Origin of the sequence: Amycolatopsis sp. NPDC051128, assembly GCF_040682715.1 — a bacterium.
In the GTDB taxonomy this organism is placed as follows: domain Bacteria; phylum Actinomycetota; class Actinomycetes; order Mycobacteriales; family Pseudonocardiaceae; genus Amycolatopsis.
In genome coordinates, this window is record NZ_JBFBBN010000075.1 from 19,589 (window position 1) to 37,364 (window position 17,776).

Consider the following 17,776-nt stretch of genomic DNA (forward strand, 5'->3'; position numbering starts at 1 on the left):
TGTCGCCCTTGTAAAGTCCGACCCGGACGCGGCCAGACCCGGTGGTCCGTTTTCCGGCGCGGTCCGGGACCCGCGCGCCCACTGAACAGTCCTGAACGGCCGAACCCGTTGGGGCGCAAAAGCTTGCCGTGGTCGCGCTGCGCACCGGCCCCGGCGGCCGGATGCCGCCGTTGGAGTGGAATCCGGGAAATCCGCGACAAGATCGCGGCGGGGTTCGCAGCGGCTGAGATGGGAGGGGCTGTCCCGTCCTGCTGGGAGCGCTCTCATGAGCTGACCTGCGCGTGTCGCGGGTTCACTCTCCCGGAAATCGCCTGATCCACCCCTTGGTCACTTCGCAGGCTCTTCCGGTCACGCTGCGGTACTGTCGTCTGTCTCACCCGTACGCCGGAATCGTTGGATGAACGATGAGCCGACAGGTCAAGCCAGGGAGCAAGCCGTACCGCGCGCGGTTGCGCGAGCGGCTGGCCGCCTTGGGCTTTCCCGACGAGGCGATTCCGGCGCGGGTGGCGGAGAACCTGATCGTCGAATGCCGGATCCCGCCGCGCACCGCGTGGCGGCTGGCCTCCGAGCTGTCGCTCGACGTCGCGGCGCACCGCTACAACGCCCTCACCGGCGATCCCCGCGCGGGCATGCGCGGCACCCGGATCTGGGAGTACGAGCAGTGGCCCGAGCGCGGCGTCCGGCCCACTCTCGCGGCGCTGCGGGTGCTGGCCCAGGTGTACGGCACCGGCTGGAAGTCCCTGCTGGGGCTGCGTGACCTCGAACAGCTGCCCGCGAAGGACCTCGCCGAGTACCACGCCGAACCGGTGGCGGGGCCCGTGGCGCCGCGGCCGGCCCGCACCGTCGCCCGCGTCGAATCCCGGCCGGAGGAGGAGATCGGGTCCGGCGCCCTCGACGACGCGATCCTGCTCACCAGGACCAACGTCGACGACGTCCAGCTCGACGACCTGTGGTCGGATCTCGACTTCCTGGGCGGCGCCTACGCCCGGACCGCGCCCGAGTCGATCCTCGGCCAGCTCGCCGTGATCGAGGAGCGGGCCGCGGCCCTGCTGAAGGGCAGGCAGCGGCCGAAGCAGACCCAGGACCTGCTCCTCATCGAGGCGAAGGCCGGCGCGATGATGGCGTGGATCGCGGGGGACCTCGGGCGGTACCGCCTGGCGCGCGAGCTCAACTCCGCGGCCTGGCTGTACACCCAGTACGCCGACGACTTCCTCGCCCGGCGCTGGGTGCGCACGTCGCAGGCACGCGTGGCGTTCTGGGCGGGCAACGGCGTCGAGTCGGCGAAGCTGGCCGCCGACGGGCTCAGCTACCACGTGGGCGGGCGGCTCACGGACGCGCCGCTGATCCTCGCCGAGGCGCGCGGCTGGTCGTCGGTGCAGGCCGAGCGGCAGGTGCTGGCCGCGATCGCGCGCTGGACCAGCATCGAGGACCCGGACCTCGGCGCCGGCGGCGACGACCGGTTCTTCAACATCACAAAGGACCGCCGGCACTACATGGCCGGCACTTCGCTCCTCTCGGTCGGGCACGCCTCCGCCGCGTTGCGCGAGTTCACGACCGCCAGGGAGGCTTACGGGAAGCTGAGCCTGGAGAACCGCTGGGAGGCCATGGACCCGATGATCCGGATCGACACGGGCCGCGCGCACCTGCGGCTCGACGATCTCGAAGGCGCCGCCGCGCACGTGGAACCGCTGCTGGCCACGGACGTGGGCAAGCAGCCGGACATGGTGCGCGCCACGCTCAAGCTCCTGGCCACCGAGCTGTCCGGGCCGCGCTGGCAGTCGGCCACGACGGCGAAGAACCTCACCGAGGCTCTCCTGGACGCCCACGCCTCGGCGCGGCCGTGACGGCCGAGCGTCGTCGCCACCGCCGTCATCGAGTACTCGATGATCGCGCGGCGCCGCATCGACGCACTCGAACGCCGCAAGGCCGACCAGGCCACCCGGCCCTACCTGGGCTGAGCCGAACCCACTCCGGAAGGGAAACCCCACCACGATGTCCGACGTGCGGGAGCAGGACCGCCGCTCCGCGTCCTTCGCCAAGGGACTGAAACTCATCCAGCAGCTCGGCGGCGTCGACCGGCCGGCCGTGCTGGACCTGTTCGCGAGCATCGGGGAGGCCGAGTTCGGCGAGCAGTGCGTCGGCTTCATCTACGGCGACGTCTACCACCGGCCCGGCCTGCCGCTCGCGGAGCGGCAGCTGGTGACGGTCGCCGCGCTCACCGCGCTCGGCTACGCGGGCGCGCAGCTGCAGTTCCACGCCAAGGCCGCGCTCAACGTCGGCTGCACCCGCCGTCAGCTGGTCGAGGCGGTGATCCACGTCAGCTCGTTCGCCGGGTTCCCCGCGACGCTCAACGCGCTGACGGCGCTCAAGGTGGCCTTCGACGGCCTGCCGGACGACGAGCCGTCGCCGTCCGGGCCCGCCGACGCGCCGTGGGCGGGCATCGAGGACCGCTACGAGCGTGGCCTGGCCGCGATGAAGGCCGTCGACGGCGAGGCGGGTGAGAAGGTCGCCGAGGCGCTCCAGGACATCGCGCCGGACCTGGCCACCTACATCATCGAGTTCACCTTCGGCGAGATCTACACCCGGCCGGGCCTGAGCCTGCGCCACCGCGAGCTCGTCACGATCGCCGCGTGCGTCGCGCTGGGCACCGCGCTGCCCCAGCTGAAGGTGCACGTCCACGGTCTGCTCAACGTCGGCGGCACCGAGCAGGAGGTCGTGGAAACCGTGCTGCACCTGGCGTTCTACTGCGGCTTCCCGGCCGCGCTCAACGCGATCGCCGCCGCACGGGAAGTGTTCGCCCAGCGGTGACCGGGTTGCGGAAGGTCCGCGTGGTCGCGCTCGACTGCGACGGCGTCCTCATCGACGACACCTACCTGGCGATGATCGAACGGTTCGTCACCGGCCACGGCGGGGTCTACGACGCCGCGGCCGAGCGGGACGTGATCGGGCTGCGTGACATCGTCGTCGCCGAGAAGCTCACCCGGCTCTGCGGACTGGACCAGACCGCGGAGGAGACGCTCGCGCAGCTGTGGGCCGCGCGGCAGGAGTACCTGGCCGAGCACCCGATCCGCGTCGCCGAGGGCGCGCGGGACCGCCTCGCCGCGCTCGGCGAGCTCGGCGTCCGCCTGACCTGCTACGGCGGGCGCACCCGGGAGCACACGTTCGACCGCCACCTCGGCGACCTGGTGGACCTGTTCGACCCCGAGGTGCCGTACGTGAGCATCAACGAGCACCGGCCGGGCGTCGAGCACATCGCCCGTGGCGTGTTCGGTGTCGGCTTCGACGAGATCGTGTTCGTCGACGACGTGAGCCGGGTGGCCGAGGACGCCCGCGCGCACGGCGCCGGGTTCATCGGGTTCCCGTCGAGCCCCGCCCACGCGCGGCAGCGGGAGTTCATGGCCGGGCACGGGGTGCGGCACCTGGCGGAGTCGTTCGCCGAACTGACGCCGGAACTTCTGGCGATCGTCGACGAGGAGCTGGCGACTTCGACACACTGGCCGCGTCGAGGAACCTTCCCGCACCCTTTGGAGCCGCTGTGAAGTGTTTTTCCCTGCCGCGCCCCGGCGCCGGCCTCGTCCTGGGCGAGCGTGACATCCCCGAGCCCGGGCCGGGGCAGGTGCTCGTCCGGCTGCGCGGGTGGGCGGTCAACGCCCGCGACCTGATGATCCTCAAGGGTTTCTACCCGAAGCCGGTGAAGCCGGACGTCGTCCCGCTGTCCGACGGCGCGGGCGAGGTCGTCGCGGTCGGCGACGGGGTCCGCGCGTGGTCCGCGGGGGACCGGGTGGCGGCGACGTACTTCCCGAAGTGGCTCGCCGGCCCCGGCACGCCGGAGAAGACCGAGGACGACCTGGCCGGCACGCTCGACGGGGTGCTCGCCGAGTACGCCGTCTTCGCGGAGGACGGCCTGGTCGCCGTGCCGTCCCACCTCGACTACGCCGAAGCGGCGACGTTGCCGAGCGCCGGCGTGACGGCTTGGCGCGCGGTCGTCGAAGAGGGCGGCCTGGTGCCCGGCCAGAAAGTGCTCACCATGGGCAGCGGCGGGCTAGCCACGTTCGCGCTGCAGTTCGCCGCGCTCGGTGGCGCCCACGTCGTCGCGACGTCGAGTTCCGGCGCGAAGCTGGAGCGGCTGCGCGCGCTCGGCGCCGCCGAGACCGTCGACCACACGGCCACGCCGGAATGGGGCGCGGCGGTGGCCGAGCTGACCGGCGGCGGGGTCGACCACGTCGTCGACGTGGGCGGCGGCGGCACGATCGGCCAGTCGATGATCGCCGCCCGGTACGGCGGCCACGTCAGCGTCGCCGGCGTCCTGACCCACGAAGGCGCCGCCGACCCGATCCTCGTGCTGGTCAAGCAGCTGACCCTGCGCGGCCTCACCAACGCGTCCCGGGAGACGTTCCAGGCGATGAACCGGGCCATCGAGCGGACCGGCCTGAAGCCCGTGATCGACCGCCGGTTCGCCTTCGACGAGGTCGCCGACGCCCTGAAGCACCTCGAGTCCGGGACCCACATCGGCAAGGTCGTGCTCGAGAGCGCCTGAGCGGACGGCTTCTCATCGCGGGTAACTTTTGCCGTCCCGGCTGGGTAAATCCGTCACCTCGCCGGAGCTTTCCCGCAGCTCAGCGTGGTGGTGCGGGGGAGAAAAAGTCCTCTTTCGGCAGGAATGGCGGCTGGTGTCGGCAACCGGAAGAGTGGTGGTCACCGGGGCATCGCCCGAGCGGGTCGCGGCTGCTCGGGGCGGGCGCCCCCGGCTGGGGGCGCGGGGAGGGGGTTTCAACCGCCTGGGGGTGGGTTGAAACCCCCTTCGCCTACGGACCCGGCACGCCGTTGACGGCCTCGACGGCCGGGCCGCCGGAGCCATCCCCGCCGGGATCCACTCCGTCCCGCAAGTCCGTGAAGGTCACCTTGCGGGACGTAGAGTCCCTCAAGGTGACCTTCACGGACTTGGTCAGGATGTCGTGCAGGTCTTGCCGTTGAGCGAGATCGACGTGGGCTTGTCGTTCACCGTCCCGGAACTCCCGGTGAAGCCGAACTCGGCGCTACCGCCCGCCGGGATCGTCTTGTTCCAGCCCGCGTCCGTCGCCGACACCGCCGCGCCGGTCTGCGTCACCTGCGCGTTCCACGCCTGCGTCACCCGCTGGCCGTTCGCGAACGTCCACGTCACCGTCCACCCCGTCACCGGCGCGGTCCCGGTGTTCCCGATCTTCACCCCGCCCTGGAACCCGCCCTGCCAGTGGTTGGTGACCGTGTAGGCCGCCGTGCACGATCCCGACGGGGTCGGTGTGGTGGTGGTCGTCGGAGTCGTGGTGGTGGTCGGAGTGGTGGTGGTCGTCGGAGTCGTGCTGGTGGGCGGCGGCTCGTCACCCCCGGACTCGCCCACGATCACGCCCCGCCCGTTCGTGCCGACGTACACCCGGCCGTACACCCGCGGATCCCCGCTCAGCGCCGCCCCGATGTTGCCGTACTGGTGCTGGTCGTCGTTGATCCGCGTCCACGACGCACCCGCGTCGTCCGACCGGAAGATCCCGCGCACCCCGCCGATCTTGGCAATGGTGTATAACGTCGGATACGTCCGGCCGGTAGCGGCTTTGCCGAAGCCGATGTTGTCCGCTTCGGTGACCCCCGCCAGTTTCGTGAAGGACGCTCCGGAGTCGGTGGAGTGCCACAGGCCGTACGCCGTGCCGGACCCACCGGCCAACCAGACGTCGCCTGCGACGCCGGGCACCGCCTTGAAGTGCGCCGAGCCGGTCGGCAGGCCGGTGGCCGCGGTCGCGGCGAAGGTCGCGCCGCCGTTGGTGCTGACGTAGAACTTCCCGGCGGCGAACCCGTAGAACCGCTTCGGGTCCACGCGGTCGGCCTCGACCACCGCGCCGGCCGGGATGCCGGCGGACGCCGTCCACGACGAACCGAAGCCGACCGAGTAGCTGACGGCGGTGCCGTCCGGGCTCCACACGAACCGGCTGCCGTCGGCGGCCGCGGCCACCGTGCCGCCGCTCGCGTTCCCGCCCGGCTCCGCGCCCTGGAACCAGTTCTTCCCGCCGTCGGTGGAGAAAGCGACCCGGTTGTCGTTCGGCCGGGCGGACCGGTCGAGCGTGCCGGTGCGCACGATCGTCGCCGGTGACAGCTCGGCGTAGTCGAGACTGGTGGTCGTGGTGAACACCGGCTGCGTGTACATGGTGGCCGGGACCGCGTTGAGGCTGTCGTGGCGGAACCCGCCGATGTCACCGAGACCGGACAGCAGGGGTGCGCCCGACGGCGGGCTGATCAGGTCGAGCACGGCGGTCTCCTCGAGGCCGGCGACGACCGGTTTGATCGTGATCTTCCCGCCGCTGTCCCACTTCGTGAGGTCGGACGTGCCGTAGATCGTCGCACCGGTGCCGTAGAACAGGTGGTTCGAGTCGAACGGGTCGATCTCCACCGACTCCGTCATCCAGCCGAGCTTCGGCGACGGCACCGGGGGAGCGGGCTGGAGGCCGAAGTTCAGCCACGGCACCGAGGAGATGTCCTGGGTGTAGCGCAGCGACCGGTCGGGGTAGCTCGAGAAGTCCCAGATCCGGGTCCAGGTGGCGCCGCCGTCGGTGCTGCGGAAGAAGATCACGTCCGGCCACCACGACACCTGCGTGGCGACCATCAGCGTGTTCGGGTGCTGCCGGTCGATCGTCAGGCCGCTGTAGCCGAAGTAGTCGTCGGCGCTGTCCGACGGGATCGGGCTGATCCGCGTCCAGGCGCCGGTCTTCGTGGCGTACTTCCAGACGTCGCCCTTCGCGCCGTCGTAGGGTCCGCCGGTGTCGCTGGTGGCCAGGTAGAGGAATCCGCCGACCGGGTCGAGGACGCCCTTGTGCGCCAGGTACCCGGTCGGCTGGCCGGCCAGCCGCGCCCACGTCGCGCCGCCGTCGGTGCTGCGGTAGACGGTGTTCGCCTTGTCCGCCACGCCGACGTAGATCGTCTGCGTGGTGCTGCCGCGGGTGCCGGTCGACGGGTCGAACGTCACCCAGGTGACGCCCTCGTTGTCGCTGGAGTAGCCCGACGGGTCGCTCGGGTCGGGCGCGTAGTTGCCGGGGTTGGGGAAGCTGGTCACCTTCGCCCAGGTGACGCCGGAGTCCGTGCTGCGCCAGAGGCCGTTGCCGCTGGGGGCGCCGACGTAGAGGACGCTGTCGCGGTTCGGGTCGATCGCGAGCCGCTCGCCCATGCCGCGGCCGGGCATGTTGCCGCCCAGCTTGAACGGCAGCGGCGCGGCCTGCCAGGTGGCGCCGCGGTCGGCCGACCGCAGGATGGCGCCGTTGTTCGGGTCCCAGTTGTTGGTGTACATCCCGGCCGCGACGTAGACCCGGTTCGGGTCGACCGGGTCGGTGGCCAGGCTGACGACGCCGTTGTGGCCCCAGTCGGTCCAGCCGACGGAGTCGAGCAGGGGGAGCCAGCGCCCGGTCGCGGGGTTCCACCGGTACGCGCCGCCGATGTCGGTGCGGGCGTAGACGAGGCCGGGTTCGGTCTGGTTGAAGACGATCCCGGGGACGAACCCGCCGCCGGCGATCTCGGCGTTGCGCCAGGTGTAGGGCGCCGGGGCGGCCGGGGACGCCGGCGCGCCGGCGGTGATCGCGACGGCGGCGGGCAGGACGAGAGCGAGCGTGCTCGCGAGGATTCGTCTCAGTGACCGGGACCTCGCCGGGGGAACGGACGGGGAATGTGTTCTTCGCACAACGTTGTGCACGTCTGCCTCCACCACTCTGGGAGCGCTTCCAGAAGGACGGTAAACCAGCGTTCGAAGCGTTGTAAAGGTCTGCTGAGGTGGGCGGGGACCAGGGCAAACGCCTTCGACGATTTCGCCGGGCCGCGCGGTGGCGTAGCTGTCCACAATGGAGTCAGGGAATCGCCGGTCCGCTGGTCGCCGTGTCCTTTGTGTTCCGATTCGCGGACGTGGCGGATGGAGCAACGGCGTGCGCCGATCGGTATCACATATGTGAACTACGATCACGTTTCTGAATTGTTATCAGTGCTGCCTTGCCCGCCTTTTTGCGGCGTGTGAGTGTGGTTGCCGCTGGCTGGACTGGACCTACGAAAGAGGCGACCGGCAATGACGCAGACAGCCCCGGCGCGGCACATCAGCCGAACCACCTTGTACTTCTTCGGCGCGCTCGGCGGCATCCTCTTCGGCTACGACCTCGGCGTGATCTCCGGGGTGCTCCCGTTCATCGGGAAACTGTGGGCTCTGACCAGCTGGGACAAGGGCGTGATCACCGCCAGCCTGTCGGTCGGCGCCATCATCGGCGCGCTGTTTTCGAGCCGTGCCAACGAGGCGCTCGGCCGGCGCCGCACGATCATGGTCGCCGCGGCGATCGTCATCGTGGGCACGGTGGCGGCGAGCTTCTCGCCGACGTTCACGCTGCTGGTGTTTTCGCGCCTGATCATCGGGCTGGGGATCGGGCTTTCCTCGTCGACCGTCCCGACGTATCTGTCCGAACTGGCCCCGGCGCGGTTGCGCGGCGCGATGGGCGCGCTCAACCAGATCTTCATCGTCTCCGGCATCCTGATCGCGTTCCTGGTGAGCTACTGGCTCGGGCCGGTTTCGGGGTGGCGCTGGATGTTCGCCGGCGCGATCGTGCCCGCGGTGATCCTGCTCATCGGGCTGGTGTTCCTGCCGGAGACGCCGCGCTGGCTGGTCAAGAACGGCCAGGAGGAGGAAGCCCGGCGGGTGCTCGCGAGCGCGCACGGCAACACCGTGAACCTCGACGAGGAGATCGCGACCATCCAGGAGGTCATCCGGCTGGACACCGAGGTGAAGCCGCGCATCCGTGACCTGTTCTCCGGCTTCGTGCGGCCGATGCTGGTCGTGGCGCTGCTGCTCGCGATCGGCCAGCAGTTCAGCGGCGTCAACGCGATCAACGCCTACTTCCCGACGATGCTCATCGGTCTCGGCTTCGCCACGCAGGCCGCGCTGCTGTCCGGTGTGCTGCTGGGCGTGACGAAGTTCCTGTTCACCGCGTGGGTCGTGTTCGTGGTGGATCGCTGGGGCCGCAAGCCGCTGCTGCTCATCGGCAACGTGATCATGGTGCTCACGCTGGTGGCGGCCGGGCTCGTCGTGCTCAACGTCCACGACACCGGGCTGCGCGGCATCCTGATGCTGGTGATGATGGTGCTCTACCTGGTCGGCTACGAGCTCGGCTGGGGCGCGGTCGTCTGGGTGATGATGTCCGAGGTGTTCCCGCTGAAGTTCCGCGCGACGGGCATGGGCGTCAGCAGCGTGGTCCTCTGGGCGGCGACGGGCATCGTGAGCGCGGTGTTCCCGATCATCTCCGACCCGAAGTCGCTCGGCATCGGCGGTTCGATGTTCCTGTTCGCCGGGGTCAACGTCGTGCTGTTCGTGCTCACCAAGTGGCTGGTGCCGGAGACGAAGGGGCGCACCCTGGAGCAGATCGAGCTCGACCTGCGGGCGCGGCAGGGAATGCGCGTGAAGAGCTGACCCCCGGGTGGAGCTCCGAACTCGTGGCAAGGCCGGGCAGTTAGCTGCGGCAGCGAGCCGTCAAGCTGCCCGATTGGCCCGGTTTCTGGTGGCGTTGACCGCTTGCGCGGCAGAGGAATCCTTAGCTACCCGGCCTTGGTCATTCGAGGCACCCAGCCGTCAGTGTGCGGAAGCGGGAACGAGGCCGAGTTTGCCGGCGAGGCGTCCGATCCAGGCTTCGACCTCTTCCGGCGAGCGGTCGGGCAGGCCGAAAATGGTCTCGGTGACGTCCAGGGAGTCCAGGTGGGCCAGGCGTTCCGGGTCCGGCCGTTCACCGAGCGCGCAGATCCGCGGCGCACCTTCGCGGCCTTCGGCGCGCCAGATCTCCTTCAGCAGCGCCACATGCCCGTCCAGGTCGGTGTCCGCCGGGGTGGTGATCCAGCCGTCGGCGTGCCGGGCGATCCAGCGGAACGTCTTCTCGGTCGGGCCGGCACCGAGCAGTACCGGGATGTGCGCCTGGACCGGCTTCGGCCACGCCCAGCTGGGTCCGAAGGAGACGAATTCCCCGTCGTACGAAGCTTCCTCCTCCGTCCACAACGTACTCATCGCTTCGAGGTACTCGCGCAGCACGGTGCGGCGCCGGTTCCCGGGCACGCCGTGGTCGGTCAGCTCGTCGACGTTCCAGCCGAACCCGGCGCCGAGCGTGACGCGCCCGCCGGAGAGGTGGTCGAGGCTGGCGATCGTCTTGGCGAGGGTGATCGGGTCGCTCTCGACCGGCAGGGCCACGGCGGTGGAGAGCCGGATCCGCGTGGTGACCGCGGCCGCCGTCGCCAGCGCGACCCACGGGTCGAGGGTCCGGCTGTAGCGGTCGTCGGGCAGGGACGCGTCGCCGGTGCGCGGGTGCGGGGACTCGCGTTTCACCGGGATGTGCGTGTGCTCGGGGACGTAGAACGTGGCGAAGCCCGCGGCCTCCGCGGCGCGCGCCGCGGCCGCCGGGGTGATCCCCCGGTCGCTGGTGAACAGCACGATTCCGTAGTCCACGCGAGGAGCGTATTAGAACGTGTTTCAGTTTTCAAGCCGGTAGCGAGGTCGCGCCGGGTGTTCGGCCGGGTATTTTCGCGCCGGAATCAGGGCGGGAGCAGGGCGAACCTGCTGCATCCATTGTGGACGCACAGCCGCGGTGTCCCAGTCCGTGGAACGCGCCGACGCGGCGGGATGGCGTGGGCGGGTCCGGTTCCGATACTGTGGACCACAGGTCGAGAGGCGCTGCAACGGACCACCGCGTCCGCCACGCTCGATCGGAACCATTTCGGCAAGGGCGCCTCCCGGACAAGGGAGGCTGCAGGTGAACCCGTTAACCCCGCAAGAGTCCGACGCCACCGCGCGCCTGCGCGAGCTGCTCGACCAGCGGGTGGCGGTGCTGGACGGTGCCTGGGGCACCATGCTGCAGGGCGCCGGGCTCACCCCGGACGACTACCGCGGCGACCGCTTCGGCGGCCACACCCACGACGTCAACGGTGACCCCGACCTGCTCAACCTCACCCGCCCGGACGTCATCCTCGACGTGCACCGCCAGTACCTGGCCGCGGGCGCGGACGTCACGACGACGAACACCTTCACCGCCACCAGCATCGGCCAGGCCGACTACGGGCTCCAGGCGCACGTCCACGAGATGAACGTCCGCGGCGCGCAGCTGGCCCGCCAGGCCGCCGACGAAGCGGGCGGGCGGTTCGTCGCCGGCTCGATCGGCCCGCTCAACGTCACCCTCAGCCTGTCGCCCAAGGTCGAGGACCCGGCGTACCGGGCGGTGACGTTCGAGCAGGTCAAGGCCTCCTACGCCGAGCAGATCGCCGGGCTCGCCGAAGGCGGCGTCGACCTGCTGCTGATCGAGACGATCTTCGACACGCTGAACTGCAAGGCCGCGATCGCCGCCGCCCGCGAGGTCGCCCCGCACCTGCCGCTGTGGATTTCCGTGACCATCGTCGACCTGAGCGGCCGGACGCTGTCGGGGCAGACCGTCGAGGCGTTCTGGAGTTCCGTCGAGCACGCGAAACCGCTGGTCGTCGGCGTGAACTGCTCGCTCGGCGCCGAGGAAATGCGCCCGCACGTCGAGGAGCTCTCGCGGATCGCCGACGCCTACGTCGCCTGCCACCCCAACGCCGGCCTCCCGAACGCGTTCGGCGGCTACGACCAGACGCCCGACGAGACCGCCGGGCTGATCGGCGGGTTCGTCCGCGACGGCATGGTCAACCTGGTCGGCGGCTGTTGCGGCACCACCCCGGCCCACATCGCGAAGATCGCCGACGCGACGAAGGGCCTCGCGCCGCGCGAGGTCCCCGCGCCGCGGACCCACACGCGGTTCAGCGGGCTGGAGCCGTTCGGCATCGGCCCCGACACCGGGTTCGTGATGATCGGCGAACGCACCAACGTCACCGGCTCGAAGCGGTTCCGCCGGCTCATCGAGTCGGGCGACCACCAGGGGGCCGTCGACGTCGCACTGGAGCAGGTCCGCGGCGGGGCCAACCTGCTCGACGTCAACATGGACGCCGACCTGCTCGACAGCGAGGAGGCGATGACGACCTTCCTCAACCTGATCGCCACCGAGCCCGAGGTCGCCCGCATCCCGGTGATGGTCGACAGCTCGAAGTGGAGCGTCCTCCAGGCCGGCCTGCGCTGCCTGCAGGGCAAGGGCGTGGTCAACTCGATCAGCCTCAAGGAGGGCGAAGAGTCGTTCCTCGCCCAGGCCCGCACCATCCGGGACTACGGCGCCGGCGTCGTCGTGATGGCCTTCGACGAGCAGGGCCAGGCCGACACCGCCGACCGCAAGGTGGCGATCTGCGGCCGCGCCTACGACCTGCTGACGCAGAAGGCGGGCTTCGCCGGCGAGGACATCATCTTCGACCCGAACGTCCTCGCCGTCGCCACCGGCATCGTCGAGCACAACGGCTACGCGAAGGCGTTCATCGACGCGCTGCCCCGGATCAAGGAGCGCTGCCCCGGCGCGCGGACCAGCGGCGGCATCTCGAACCTGTCGTTCTCGTTCCGCGGCAACGACGTCGTGCGCGAGGCGATGCACTCGGCGTTCCTGTACTACGCCGTGCAGGCCGGGCTGGACATGGGCATCGTCAACGCCGGCCAGCTCGCGGTGTACCAGGACATCCCCGCCGAGCTCCTCGAACTGGTCGAGGACGTGCTCTTCGACCGCCGCGAGGACGCCACCGACCGGCTGGTGAGCTTCGCCGAGAACGTGAAGGGCAGTGGCACCAAGCGCGTCGTCGACCTGTCCTGGCGCGAAGGCACGGTGCGGGAGCGGCTCTCGCACGCGCTCGTCCACGGCATCGTGGACTTCATCGAAGACGACACCGAAGAGGCGCGGCAGGAGATGGCCCGGCCCCTCGAGGTGATCGAAGGCCCGCTGATGGACGGCATGAAGATCGTCGGCGACCTCTTCGGCGCCGGCAAGATGTTCCTGCCGCAGGTGGTCAAGAGCGCCCGCGTGATGAAGCGCTCGGTCGCCTACCTCGAGCCGTTCATGGAAGCCGAAAAGGAAGAGGCCCGGCTGGCCGGCCGCGCGGCGGTCTCGAACGGCCAGGGCAAGGTCGTGCTCGCCACGGTGAAGGGCGACGTGCACGACATCGGCAAGAACATCGTCGGCGTCGTCCTCGGCTGCAACAACTACGAGGTGATCGACCTCGGCGTGATGGTGCCGGCGGCGAAGATCCTCGACACCGCCGTCGCCGAAGGCGCCGACGCGGTCGGGCTGTCCGGGCTGATCACGCCGTCGCTGGACGAGATGGTCGCGGTCGCCACCGAGATGCAGCGCCGCGGCCTGAAGATGCCGCTGCTGATCGGCGGCGCGACGACGTCCCGCCAGCACACCGCGGTCCGGATCGCGCCCGCCTACGACAACGCGACAGTGCACGTGCTCGACGCGTCGCGGGTGGTCGGCGTGGTGTCCGACCTGCTCGACCCGGACCGCTCGATCGTGCTGGCCGACCAGAACCGGACCGACCAGGACGCGCTGCGCGAGCAGCACGCGAACAAGCAGCGCCGCCCGATGCTCACCCTCGAGCAGGCCCGCGCGAACGCCGAGGGCGTGTCGTTCGACGACCTGCCGGCCCCGGAGTTCACCGGCGTCCGGGTCGTCGAGCCGGACCTGACCACGCTGCGCGAGATGATCGACTGGCAGTTCCTGTTCCTCGCCTGGGAGCTCAAGGGCAAGTACCCGGCGATCCTGGAGCAGCCGGTCGCCCGTGAGCTGTTCGACGACGCGAACACCCTGCTCGACCAGATCGTCGCCGACGGCAGTCTGCGCGCGAAGGGCGCGTACGCGTTCTGGCCGGCGCACAGCGAGGGCGACGACATCCTGCTCGACGGCGAGTACGCGCACATCCGGTTCCCGATGCTGCGGCAGCAGACGTCGAAGCCGGCCGGCCGCGCGAACCGCTGTCTCGCCGACTACGTCGCTCCCGGCGGCGACCACCTCGGCGGGTTCGCGGTCGCCATCCACGGCGCCGAGGACCTCTCCGCGAAGTACGAGGCCGAGCAGGACGACTACCGCGCGATCATGGTCAAGGCGCTGGCCGACCGGCTCGCCGAGGCGTTCGCCGAGCACATCCACCTGCGGGCGCGGCGCGACTGGTTCGAGCCGGACGCCGAACCGCTGCTGGCGGACCTGCACGCGGAGCGCTTCCGCGGCATCCGCCCAGCGCTGGGCTACCCGGCCAGCCCGGACCACAGCCAGAAGCGCGAGCTGTTCGAGCTCCTGGAAGCGGACGAGCTGGGCATGGGCCTGACCGAGTCGTTCGCGATGACCCCGGCGGCGAGCGTGTCCGGCCTGATCTTCGCGCACCCGGACTCGAAGTACTTCACCGTCGGGCGGCTCGCCCGCGACCAGATCGAGGACTACGCGCGCCGCAAGGGCGTCGAGGTCGCCGAGGTCGAGCAGTGGCTGCGGCCGAACCTGGCCTACGAGCCCGAGGCGTAGTCCTTCAGCTCGATGTCCGTGGCGAACTTGTCGGTCGCCTTGAGCATCAGGCCGAGCAGGAAGCGGGACCTGAACGTCCAGTCCCGCAGCTTGATCCGCAGCGGTGACGGCGGCGCGAGGAACGGGCCCGCGCTGCCGCGCCGCGAGACCTTGGCGTAGCCGCGGAACTGCTCCTCGTAGCGGGCGAAGGCGACCCGGTGGTCGCCGTCGGCCGCGAGCAGCTCGCCGGCGAGCACGTAAGCGCCGACGATCGCCAGGCCGGTCCCGAAGCCGCCGAGGGTGTTGCCGTAGGCGGCGTCCCCGAGCAGCACGACGCGGCCGCGGGAGTAGTGGTCGATCGTGACGCGGCTGAGCGAGTCCAGGTAGAACTCGCGGGCATCCGGCAGCTTGGCCATCAGCTCGGGCACCCGCCAGCCGGCGCCCTGGTAGGCGTCGATCAGCAACTGCCGCTGCTTGTCCGTGTCCGTGCGGTCGTAGTCCAGTTCCGGCGAGGCGAACACGAAGAACGCCGACGCCTTGGGACCGCCGACGGCGGCCATGCGGCCCGGCTCGTTGTACATCACCGGCTCGGCGTCGCCGAAGCCTTCGCCGAGCTCGGCCAGGGCGTAGTAGTGCCCGAGGAACTCGACGTAGTCGCGTTCCGGGCCGAAGGCCAGCCGCCGGACGTTCGAGTGGATCCCGTCGGCGCCGACGACGAGGTCGAACCGGCGTGGCCCGGCGTGCGCGAAGGTGACGTCGACGCCGTCCGCCGTCTCGGTCAGCGACGTGATGGTGTCGCCGAAGAGGTACTCGCAGTGCGGGGCCGTGCGCTCGTACAGGATGGCCGCCAGGTCGCCGCGGCGGATCTCGATCTCGCCGCCGGTGAACTCGCCGGGGATCACCGCCCGTGGCCGCCCCTCGGCGTCGATGATCGTCTGGTCCTGCCCGCCGGTCTCCCACTTCCGGACCTCGTCGAGGATTCCCATCCGCTCCAGCACGGTCCGGTGGGTGGCGCCCTTGAAGTCGACGGCCTGTCCACCGGGCCGCACCGCCGGGGCGCGTTCGACGACGGTGACGGTGCAGCCGTGGCGGGTCAGCCAGTGGGCGAGGGCGGGGCCGGCGATGCTCGCGCCGGAGATCAGGACGGTGAGGTTCTTCATGCCGGACAGCGTCGCCGCCGCGGCTTACCGGTCACTGGCGAAGCGCTGACGGCGGCCGTCAGCGGTCCTACTCGACAGCGCCGTTCTGCGTCAGCAGCGTCTGGTACCAGGCGTCGTACGGGTGGTTCGTCGCCGGGTAGTTCGCCAGGGGCGTGGTCGCCTGGCCCGCCGAGTCGAAGTCCCAGCCGCGGACCAGCTTGCCCGACTGGCGCGCCGAGGCGATGAACGCCGACTCCGACGCCGGCGCGCCGTAGAACAGCGCCCCCTGCTGGAGTTCCGCGCTGTCGCCCTTCTGGAACTCGTCGAACGCGACCTGCCGGTAGCGGATCCGGTCCCCGGCGACGAGGTCGGTGTCGGCCCGCAGGGTCTGCGCCGGGGTCGGGCCGTCCGCGCCGGTCCACACGGTGACCCGGCGGCCGCCGCTGGTGGCCGTGGCCTGGGGGAACCGCGCGTCGGACGTCTTGGCGTTGCCCGTCCACGCGACCGTCGTGCCCGAGAGCACGCCGTCCCAGCTCCAGTTCTGGCTGCTGCTCTGGCTGCGGTGGATCTCGCGCAGCCGCGTCCCGGCCGGGTCGGTGAAGGCGACGGTCGGCAGCACGCCGTTGTCGTACTGGTGGCTGGCCTGCCAGGTGATCTCGCCGTCCGCGCCGAGCTTGCCGACGTGGTACCAGAGCGTGGTCGCGCCCGGCGACTGGTGCACCTCGACGAGGTCGCCGTTGTCGTTCAGCGCCACGGCGGGCGTCTGGCCGCTGTCGTACTTCCCGTGCCGCAGCCAGGTCACCCGTCCGTCGTCACCGTAGGTCCCGGTCCAGTACCAGAGCGCGCCGGCGCCGGAGTCGTGCACCTCGACGATCTGGCCGCGGCCGTTCAGCGCGACCGCCGGGTGGTAGCCGACGTCGCGCTTGTACTCGGCCCGCGTCGTGCCGTCGCCGGAGAGCAGGGGCAGCACCCGCCCCCGCAGCGCGTCCACGGCCGGCTGGCCCGCGGGGTAGTCCTTCGCGCGCAGCAGGCGGCCGCCGAACACCGACTCCAGCTCCTGGTTGAGCGCGGGCAAGTTGCCCGCGGCGAAGGACGGGTTGTCGGTCAGGTCGTCCTTGAGGTCGAGCATGACGACGATCGGCGCGGCGGCCGGGTGCCCGGCCGACCACGTGTTCACCACGGCCAGCCAGTCGCGGAGGTTGTTCGACGCCGGGTTGCCGCCGCCGTGGTCGACGAGGTTGCCGGGCGAGTCGTGCCCGACCGCGTAGTCGTGGGCCGTGGCGTAGCCGTTGTCGTGGACGTCGAGCTCGAGGAACCGGACGCCGTGGTCGAGCTGGTACGCGAGGGAGTTCTTGGCGCCGTCGACGTCGCCCGAGTAGCTGTTGTGGGTCGCCCGGAACACGGAGCCGGTGAACGGCGGGCTCGCGGCGCCGGCCGTCGCCGGGGTGAGTACCGCGGCCACCAGCGCGGCGACGACAGGCGTGGACCAGCGGGTCATCCTCGGATCCTCACGTCGGGGAACAGGCGTGCCCATCCTGGCCGGGCGGCGGGGAGCTGTCTCGAATTCCAGGGGAACTTCGCGGAACACGAGGGGAACACCTAGAAGCCGCAGCCGCGCACTACGCGGCCCAGGAACGCCGACGACCACCACCTGAGCCCGGTATTCTTCCGTCCCATGGCGGCGGAGCACGTGATCGTGACGTCCACGACGGACTCGGAAGCGGCAGCCGGGGAGCTGGCCGCGCGGGTGGTCGACGAGCGGCTGGGGGCCTGTGCCCAGGTCGTCGGCCCGATCACCAGCGTCTACCGGTGGGAAGGCGCGGTGCGGACCGACCGGGAGTGGCGCGTCGAAATCAAGACGACCGCGGACCGGGTGCCCGCACTGGCCGAACGCCTCGGGCAGCTGCACGGCTACGACCTGCCCGAGGTGATCGCCACCCCGATCGTCGGCGGCAGCGTGGAGTACCTGGCCTGGCTGACCGCCGAAACCCGTGGCCAGGACCCGTTTCCTGGCTAGTGCTCGTGGCCCGGCTCAAGCGCCCCAATGTGGCGTTGGGTGCGTTGGATGCACCGAACGCCGCTTTGGGTGCGTTGGATGCACCGAATGCCGCGTTGGGTGCGTTGGATGCACCGAACGCCACATTGGGGATTTTTCATCCTGGTTTGTGCTGGTCGGGGTGGGTTGACAGGGTCTGGTAGTGGTCAGGCCGTGGCGTGCCGGGCGGTGTCGCGGGCGCT

At 70.7% G+C, this 17,776-nt stretch carries 11 protein-coding genes; 7 read left to right on the forward strand and 4 right to left on the reverse strand.

The window, feature by feature from the left end; genetic code table 11:
- Positions 1 to 404 precede the first annotated feature (404 nt).
- The 4 genes from AB0M82_RS43225 to AB0M82_RS43240 all read left to right on the forward strand — a co-directional run bounded on the left by AB0M82_RS43225 (position 405) and on the right by AB0M82_RS43240 (position 4,537).
- Entirely contained in the window at positions 405 to 1,844 is a 1,440-nt protein-coding gene (locus tag AB0M82_RS43225) for a hypothetical protein (RefSeq protein ID WP_364735174.1), read from the forward strand.
- Positions 1,845 to 1,992: 148 nt separating this feature from the next.
- The gene (locus AB0M82_RS43230; protein ID WP_364735176.1) at positions 1,993 to 2,808 is read left to right on the forward strand and encodes a carboxymuconolactone decarboxylase family protein; all 816 of its coding nucleotides are present in this window, start codon (positions 1,993 to 1,995) and stop codon (positions 2,806 to 2,808) included.
- Entirely contained in the window at positions 2,805 to 3,539 is a 735-nt protein-coding gene (locus AB0M82_RS43235; RefSeq protein WP_364735178.1) for an HAD family hydrolase, read from the forward strand. Before AB0M82_RS43230 ends, AB0M82_RS43235 begins: the two co-directional genes overlap by 4 nt.
- The gene (locus tag AB0M82_RS43240; protein ID WP_364735180.1) at positions 3,536 to 4,537 is read left to right on the forward strand and encodes an NAD(P)-dependent alcohol dehydrogenase; all 1,002 of its coding nucleotides are present in this window, start codon (positions 3,536 to 3,538) and stop codon (positions 4,535 to 4,537) included. Before AB0M82_RS43235 ends, AB0M82_RS43240 begins: the two co-directional genes overlap by 4 nt.
- 408 nt (positions 4,538 to 4,945) lie before the next feature.
- Here AB0M82_RS43240 and AB0M82_RS43245 read toward each other — a convergent pair whose 3' ends face one another.
- Entirely contained in the window at positions 4,946 to 7,705 is a 2,760-nt protein-coding gene (locus AB0M82_RS43245) for a cellulose binding domain-containing protein (protein ID WP_364735182.1), read from the reverse strand.
- A gap of 363 nt (positions 7,706 to 8,068) precedes the next feature.
- Here AB0M82_RS43245 and AB0M82_RS43250 point away from each other — a divergent pair, with 363 nt between their 5' ends.
- A complete protein-coding gene (locus AB0M82_RS43250) occupies positions 8,069 to 9,454 on the forward strand; it encodes a sugar porter family MFS transporter (protein WP_364735184.1) in 1,386 nt (461 codons plus the stop codon).
- Positions 9,455 to 9,613: 159 nt separating this feature from the next.
- On the opposite strand, the gene AB0M82_RS43255 is transcribed toward AB0M82_RS43250, so the two are convergent.
- Positions 9,614 to 10,474, reverse strand: a complete 861-nt coding sequence (locus AB0M82_RS43255) for a TIGR03619 family F420-dependent LLM class oxidoreductase (protein ID WP_364735186.1) — start codon at positions 10,472 to 10,474, stop codon at positions 9,614 to 9,616.
- Between the two features lie 304 nt (positions 10,475 to 10,778).
- Here AB0M82_RS43255 and metH point away from each other — a divergent pair, with 304 nt between their 5' ends.
- A complete protein-coding gene (gene metH, locus AB0M82_RS43260; RefSeq protein WP_364735188.1) occupies positions 10,779 to 14,420 on the forward strand; it encodes a methionine synthase in 3,642 nt (1,213 codons plus the stop codon).
- Here metH and AB0M82_RS43265 read toward each other — a convergent pair.
- Positions 14,402 to 15,559 carry an FAD-dependent monooxygenase gene (locus AB0M82_RS43265; RefSeq protein WP_364735190.1) on the reverse strand — a complete coding sequence of 386 codons (1,158 nt, stop codon included), beginning with the start codon at positions 15,557 to 15,559 and terminating at the stop codon, positions 14,402 to 14,404. The two genes, metH and AB0M82_RS43265, sit on opposite strands and share 19 nt — an antisense overlap.
- 67 nt (positions 15,560 to 15,626) lie before the next feature.
- Complete coding sequence (locus AB0M82_RS43270; RefSeq protein ID WP_364735192.1) at positions 15,627 to 17,036, reverse strand: hypothetical protein; 1,410 nt, start codon at positions 17,034 to 17,036, stop codon at positions 15,627 to 15,629.
- A gap of 177 nt (positions 17,037 to 17,213) precedes the next feature.
- On the opposite strand from AB0M82_RS43270, the gene cutA reads away from it, so the two are divergent.
- On the forward strand, positions 17,214 to 17,555 hold the full coding sequence (gene cutA / locus AB0M82_RS43275) for a divalent-cation tolerance protein CutA (protein ID WP_364735194.1): 342 nt from the start codon (positions 17,214 to 17,216) through the stop codon (positions 17,553 to 17,555).
- Positions 17,556 to 17,776 lie beyond the last annotated feature (221 nt).

Coding starts and splice junctions, on each gene's coding strand:
- AB0M82_RS43225 (WP_364735174.1), top strand. CDS start 405: ATGAGCCGACAGGTCAAGCCAGGGAGCAAGCCGTACCGCGCGCGGTTG.
- AB0M82_RS43230 (WP_364735176.1), top strand. CDS start 1,993: ATGTCCGACGTGCGGGAGCAGGACCGCCGCTCCGCGTCCTTCGCCAAG.
- AB0M82_RS43250 (WP_364735184.1), top strand. CDS start 8,069: ATGACGCAGACAGCCCCGGCGCGGCACATCAGCCGAACCACCTTGTAC.
- AB0M82_RS43265 (WP_364735190.1), bottom strand. CDS start 15,559: ATGAAGAACCTCACCGTCCTGATCTCCGGCGCGAGCATCGCCGGCCCC.
- AB0M82_RS43270 (WP_364735192.1), bottom strand. CDS start 17,036: ATGACCCGCTGGTCCACGCCTGTCGTCGCCGCGCTGGTGGCCGCGGTA.
- cutA (WP_364735194.1), top strand. CDS start 17,214: ATGGCGGCGGAGCACGTGATCGTGACGTCCACGACGGACTCGGAAGCG.